General features: G+C 67.2%; 8 protein-coding genes. 3 read left to right on the top strand and 5 right to left on the bottom strand.

All coding sequences use genetic code 11. The features are described 5' to 3' along the window. On the top strand, nt 1–646 hold a 646-nt coding region (locus VEG08_15440; GenBank protein ID HXZ29388.1), incomplete at its 5' end, for a tRNA pseudouridine(55) synthase. Between the two features lie 99 nt (nt 647–745). Then, complete coding sequence (locus tag VEG08_15445; GenBank protein ID HXZ29389.1) at nt 746–928, top strand: hypothetical protein; 183 nt, start codon at nt 746–748, stop codon at nt 926–928. Nucleotides 929–952: 24 nt separating this feature from the next. On the opposite strand, the gene VEG08_15450 is transcribed toward VEG08_15445, so the two are convergent. From VEG08_15450 to VEG08_15470, 5 genes are all read right to left on the bottom strand, one after another. Beyond that, nucleotides 953–1,261 carry a hypothetical protein gene (locus VEG08_15450; protein HXZ29390.1) on the bottom strand — a complete coding sequence of 103 codons (309 nt, stop codon included), beginning with the start codon at nt 1,259–1,261 and terminating at the stop codon, nt 953–955. Nucleotides 1,262–1,358: 97 nt separating this feature from the next. Further along, nucleotides 1,359–1,844 (bottom strand): bifunctional nuclease family protein, encoded by a 486-nt coding sequence (locus VEG08_15455; protein ID HXZ29391.1) that lies wholly within the window; start codon nt 1,842–1,844, stop codon nt 1,359–1,361. 31 nt (nt 1,845–1,875) lie between these two features. After that, complete coding sequence (gene miaB / locus VEG08_15460; protein ID HXZ29392.1) at nt 1,876–3,189, bottom strand: tRNA (N6-isopentenyl adenosine(37)-C2)-methylthiotransferase MiaB; 1,314 nt, start codon at nt 3,187–3,189, stop codon at nt 1,876–1,878. 207 nt (nt 3,190–3,396) lie between these two features. After that, nucleotides 3,397–4,188, bottom strand: coding sequence for an HAD family hydrolase (locus tag VEG08_15465; protein HXZ29393.1), 792 nt, complete (start codon nt 4,186–4,188; stop codon nt 3,397–3,399). Further along, nucleotides 4,157–4,495, bottom strand: coding sequence for an STAS domain-containing protein (locus VEG08_15470; GenBank protein HXZ29394.1), 339 nt, complete (start codon nt 4,493–4,495; stop codon nt 4,157–4,159). The genes VEG08_15465 and VEG08_15470 overlap by 32 nt, the downstream gene beginning before the upstream one ends. A 149-nt stretch (nt 4,496–4,644) precedes the next feature. Between VEG08_15470 and VEG08_15475 the strand changes: the two genes are divergently transcribed. After that, the coding region (locus tag VEG08_15475) for a GAF domain-containing protein (protein HXZ29395.1) at nt 4,645–6,349 on the top strand (1,705 nt) is incomplete at its 3' end.

Here is a 6,349-nt window from a genome sequence, read left to right on the forward strand (position 1 = left end):
TGGCCCGATTCGGGAAGCGCGCCCGAGCCTGGACGAGGTGCGGGCGGCGGCCGCAAAGTTCCTCGGCCCCATCGAGCAGATGCCGCCGCCCTTTTCGGCCAAGAAGATCGCCGGCGTGCCCGCCTACAAGCTGGCGCGCAAGAAGAAGGAGGTCCCGCTGCAGCCGGTGAAGGTGGAGATCCGGGAGCTGGAGATCCTGGGAGGGGACGGCGACCGGGCGCGCTTTCGGGCCCGGGTGGCTCCGGGAACCTACCTGCGCTCGGTCGCCCACGACCTGGGGCAGGCTCTGGGGGTGGGTGCCCATCTTTCGGCCCTGCGGCGCACGCGCGTGGCCGAGTTCGGCCTGGAGGAGGCCCGCACCCTGGAGCAGGTGCAGGAAGCGGTGGCCGCGGGGACGCTGGAGCAAATCTGGGTTCATCCCCGCAAGCTCTTGCCGGAGCTGCCGGCGGTGACGGCGACCGAGGAGGCCCTCGCCAGGATCTGCCACGGGGCAGCAGTCAACCTGCCGGAGATGTCGAAGGCGCGGCTGGTGAAGGTCTTCCACGGCCAGGCGGAGCTGATCGCCATCGCCAGCAGGGTAGCGGGGACGCTCTTTCAGCCCAAGGTGGTCCTGGCTGTAAGCGGCGGACGGGACACGGCGTACTAGGTATGTCCGATAACGGATATTATGTTAATGCCGCTAAGGTATGGGAGGATAAAGGGCTCCGCGGCAGCCCCTGCCTGCTATGCTTGCATCTATAGGAGTATGACCGACCGACGGAAACATCATCGGGGCAGCGACCGGCGCAAGCAGGCCCGCCATCGCTCCGGGCTCACGCACCTGGAAGACCTGACCCACCACGTCTATCGCCGCCACCTGGGCGAGGGGAAGCCGCCCGAGCACAAGGCAGAGCATGGCGGACGTCCCCGCAAGCACTCGCAGGAGTAGCGCCTTCCCTGCCGCGCTTGCGCCTCAAGGCGTTGCCAGCAGCGCCTCCACGTCCTTCCGCAGGCTGCGAAGCGCAGCCAGCCGCTCGGGGGTCGCTTCGACGCTCTCGGACTTGTACTGGAAGACCTGGAGGCCGTTCCGCTCGACCAGCAGCCCCATGACCTCGCCCATACGCCAGCCGGCTTGGATCAGGCGCAGGCCGTCGGCCTGAACCTCGAGCAGGGCGATGCAGCCGTCGCGCACCGCGCCCACCGCCCGGGGGTAGCGCTCGAAGGTCTGGAGTTCGAAGCCGGCTTCGACCAAGCGTTGGAGTTGGGTGGAGGGATCAGCCATCGCAAAGGGACAGTCAGGAGCCAGGGATCAGGAGTCAGGGGTCAGGAGTCAGCGCCGGCAGCGGGCCCCTGACTACTGACCCCTGACTCCTACATCGCTACATCTTGTATCTGCCGAGGTCCTCGTCGTTGAGGCCCTCCAGCCACTTGCGCAGTTCCTCGCCGGAGACGCGGTCGGAGGCGGTGCTGGCCTGCTTGGAGGACTTCAGCACCTGGTCCTCGACGAAGATGGGGCAGTCCAGGCGCAGAGCCAGGGCCAGGGCGTCGGAGGGGCGCGAGTCCACGCTGATGATGCGGCCGTCGCGCTCCAGCCAGATGACGGCGAAGAAGGTGTCGTCGCGCAGTTCGCTGACCACCACCTTGTGCACGTGGGTGTCGAGCCCCACCAGCAGGTTCTTGATGAGGTCGTGGGTCATAGGGCGTGGGGTGGCGACCTTCTCGATCTCCAGCGCGATGGCGTTGGCCTCGTAGATGCCCACCCAGATGGGCAGGACGGCGTCGCCGCTGACGTCTTTGAGGATCACGATGGGCATGTTGGTGACTGGATCCATCATCAGTCCGCGGATCTTCATCTCGACTTCCATCGTGGGGCCCTCCTGCCTTGCCGTTCGCGGCCTAGCCTACCACTTCTCCCGCCAGGCTGTTAGGAAAACTGCGGGTCACGCCCACCCGCAAGTAACCCCCTAGGCAGGGTTGGATGCCGGCGGGGACGGTGAAGTTCAGCACCTTGTTCTGCGAGGTGCGGCCGACCCACTGCCCGCGGGCCTCGTTCTTCCCTTCAACCATCACTTCAAGGATCTCGCCCACGTGTCGCGCATTGCGGCGGGTGGAGACTTCCCGCTGCCGCTCCTGCAGGGCCGCCAGACGGCGCGCTTTCTCGCTCTCCGGGACGCTGTCGGGCATGTCCAGGGCGGGCGTGTTCGGACGGGGCGAGTACTTGAAGGCGAAAGCGCCGTCGTAGCCCACCTCTTCCACCAGGGAAAGGGTCTCCTCGAACTCAGCCTCGCTCTCGCCGGGGAAGCCCGCGATGAGGTCGGTGGTCACCGAGATGTCGCGGCGGGCTGCCCGGATCCAGGCGATGCGCTCCAGGTACTGCTCCCGGGTGTACTCGCGGGCCATGGCAGCCAGCACGCGCGAGGAGCCGCTCTGCACCGGCAGGTGCACGTGATCGCAGAGGGCGGGCACGGCGTCGATGGCTGCGACGATCTCGCGGGTGAAGTCGCGCGGGTGGGAGGTGGTGAAGCGCACGCGGCGGATGCCGGGCACCTCCCCGACCGCCGCCAGCAGCCCGGGGAACGACATCCTGCCGGAGGGGTCCTTGTAAGAGTTCACGTTCTGGCCCAAGAGCTGGATCTCGGTGAAGCCGGTCTCGGCCATGCGCCCGGCCTCGTCGAGCACGGAGGCGGAGGTGCGGCTGCGCTCCTTGCCGCGGGTGTACGGCACCACGCAAAAGGCGCAGAACTTGTCGCAACCCTCGATGATGGTGATGTAGCCGCGGTGGGGATGGGAGCGTGCGGTGAACTCGGTCTCGAAGGTTTCGTCGGTCTGCCGGTCGTCCAGGCCGGTGGCACGCTTCCCTGCTTCGATCTGCACCAGCATCTGCGAGAGGTTGCGGTAGGAGGCCGAGCCGCAGACCAGCGAGACGTGGGGCGCGCGCTCGAAGATCTTCTCGCCCTCCTGCTGCGCCACGCAGCCCAGCACCCCGAACTTCTTGCCCTGGGCCTGCAGCCGGCGAAAGTCGGCCAGGCGGTGGAAGACCCTCTGCTCCGCCTTGTCGCGGATGGAGCAGGTGTTGTAGAGGATGAGGCCGGCTTCCTCGACGCTCTCCACCTGCCGGTAGCCCTCGGCCAGCAGCGTGCCCACGACCTTCTCGGAGTCGTGGACGTTCATCTGGCAGCCGAAGGTCTCGAGGTAAAAGGTCTTCTGCATGTCCGCCATTCCGCAGAAAAGTATAGCGCAGGCGGCAGTTCCCTGCCCCGAGGGCAGTTTCCAGTTTCTCGTTTCTAGTTTCTAGAAAAGCTAACCACAAAGGACACGAAGGTCACACCCAGGTCACACCGCCTGACTCGCGGGGCACCCGTTCCGGGTGGACGGGAGAACCTTGTTTTTCCTCCGTGTCCTCGGTGTCCTCTGTGGTTAATCAGCCTTGCCAAAGCGGAGGGGCAGGCGCAGGACGCCGGCGATGTCGCGCAGGGTGAAGTCGGCTTTTTCTTCCGGGCCCGCGGGCTTGAGGCCGAGGAATTCGCCGTGCAGCAGGCGGGCGGTGTGCATGCCCAGGAGTTTGCCGGCGCGGATCTCGCTGGAAGGCCGGTCGCCGACCACCAAGATCCGCTTGGGGTCGGGCTCCACGTGGCGCAGCAGCGAGCGGAAGACGCCCTCCTTGGTGACCAGGTGGGCGGTGTCGGCGTAGAAGATGCGCTCCACCGCGGGCTCGCGGTGCAGGCCCAGGGCACGCACCTTGGCGTGCTGGGTGAAGGGGTCGCCGAAACTGACGACGAAGATGCGAACCCCGGCGCGATGCAGCGTGCGCAGCACCCGCAGGCTGGCGGGAAACAGCCTGAGTCTGCCTACCGGCAGCGTGAAGAAGGCCTGGCGCGCTGCCTGCAGGATCTTCTCGGGATGCGCGATGCGGAAGTGACGGCAGATCTCTGGGTCGATGCGGGAGATGCGCGGGTCGCGGCGAAAAGCGCGTAAGCGCAGCCGCAATACGCGCGCCGGTGTGGCGGGCAGGCCGGCGCGCACCATGGCTGCGGCGGCGTGACGATGCGCCGCCAGCACCCGCTGCCCGTAGCAATCGTACAGGGTATCGTCGAGGTCGAAGACCGCGGTGGTGATGAGGGGCCGGGCCGAGGCAGCGCGCCGCCGGCCCGCTCGTCCCGTGACCGTTCGCTGCTTCCTACTGGAAGGACGCGAGCGCTTCTTGCTCATTCTCGAAGACCTGGAAGAGCTTCAGCAGGCCGACGATCTTCAGGGTCTGGACCGCCAGGCGGGAAGGGTTTACCAGGCGCAGATCGCCGCCGCGAGCCTTAGCGGAGGTGAGCGAGCGCACCAGTACCCCGATGCCGCTGGAGTCGATCATGGGGACCTCCTCCAGGCCGATCACCAGACAGGAGTCGCCGCCGTTCAGGATCTCCTCGAGAGTCTGACGGAACGCATCCACGGGAGGACCGATCTTGAGGTCGCCGCGCAGCTTGATGACCTGCACGTTGCCGTGCTTGAGAACGCTGATATCCACGCTGCCTCCAGCCCTGGGGCCGGGTTTGACACCCGGAAAGCCGTTTGTTAGAGTGCGCGCACACGTTAGAGGAAGCGTCGGGAATTTGCAAGGGTCGTGGCTCCCAGTCCCCTTTGCGAGTCGACCACCGCTGCTCAGGAGCGGTCTCTATGGCAACCCGCAGTCCCGCGATCTCGTACGCGGAGTTGGCGGCCGCACTGCTCTCTTCCAGTGAAGTGGCGCCCCGTGCCCGCCTGATCGCGGAACAGGCCGCCCAGTTCGTCCCCGGCGGAGCGGTGGTGGTGTACACGGCGGACGAGAGCGGGCTGTGGGTGCCGCGCGCCACCGACGGCGAGGTGGCCTTCTCCGATGCGGCCATCGAGTCCGACTTCGGCACCCTGGGGATGATGGGAGCCAAGCGCCAGGCCATGCTGTTTGCCGGCAGCGAGCTGGCCCGCGAAGCCTACGCTCACCTCAACATCCGCCGTACCCTGGTCTCGCTGGCGGCCATTCCGCTGCTCATCGACGACGACCTGGTGGGCGCCCTGGAGCTGCTCAGCTTCACAACCCCCATGGCGCCCGAGGTGCTGACCGCGCTGGGCGAGCTGCCGCGGCTGGCGGCCATGGGCCTGGCCGCCGGTATGGCCTATGAGGCCGAGCGCAACACCGGCCTGGAATCCATCTCCCGCGTCACCCAGCTCTACGACCTGGAGAAGGTCTTCAACTCCACCCTGGAGATGGACGAGCTGCTGCCCATCATCACCTCCAAGTTCCGAGAATTGCTGGACACGCAGGCGGTGAACCTGTGGCTGGTGCAGGGCGATGCCCTGCTGCTGGCCAGCCAGGCGGGAACCGACCTCACCGCCGAAACGGGGGCCGTGCAGAAGGCGGGTGGGGGCGTGGCCTGGGCGGTTTCCGAGAGCGGCGAGGCGGTGGCCATCAACGAGCCCGGCGACGAGCGCCTGGCCCAGCGCAACGCCGGCCTGGAAGAAGGCGCGGAGGGCGCGGCCTTCGCGGTCATGGCGGCCCCGGTGATGCATGGGGGCGCGGTGGTGGGCGTGGCCGAAGCCATCAATCGGATGGACGGCGAGCCCTTCGACGAGGACGACCTCTTCCTGCTCCAGAACATCACCGAGGCGGCCGGGGGAGCGCTGCACAATGCCAGCCTGCTGCTGGCCGAGCGCAAGGTCGAGATCCTGGAGACCCTGGTGCAGGTCAGCCGCGAGATCACCTCCACCCTGAACCTGGAACGGGTGATGCACGCCATCGTCACCGGGCCCAGCGCCGTCATTCCCTACGAGCGCGCCTGCATCGCGCTGGAGCAGAGCGGCAAGCTGCAGTTGAAGGCTATCTCCAGCATGCCCGAGATCAATCACGCCGATCCCGACGTCAAGCGCCTGGACGAGCTGCTGCGCTGGGCCTCGGTGGCAGGGCAAGAGATTTACGTGGTGCAGAGGGGCGACGAGGTCGAGGACCCCCGCCCCGAGACCCGCGAAAAATTCAAGCGCTACTTCGAGGAGAGCGGGGCCCGCGCCTTTTACTGCCTGCCCCTGGCCGACGACCAGGGCCGGGTGGGGCTGCTGGCCATCGAGAGCAGCGATCCCGATTTCCTCAGCGCCGCCCACCTGGAGATGCTCAAGGTGCTGGGCGGACAGGCCACGGTGGCCCTGCGCAACGCCCAACTCTACAAGGAAGTTCCCTTCATCGGCGTGCTGGAGCCGGTGCTGGAGAAAAAGCGCAAGTTCATGGCCATGGAAAAGCGGCGGCGCAGCACCCTCCTGGCGCTGGCCGGCGCTGCCCTCCTCTTCCTGGTGGCGGTGCCCCTGCCTATGCGGCTGGACGGTAACGCCACCGTCGCCCCGGCGCACACCGCCA

The organism is Terriglobales bacterium (assembly GCA_035624475.1).
Taxonomy (GTDB): Bacteria; Acidobacteriota; Terriglobia; order Terriglobales; family Acidobacteriaceae; genus DASPRL01.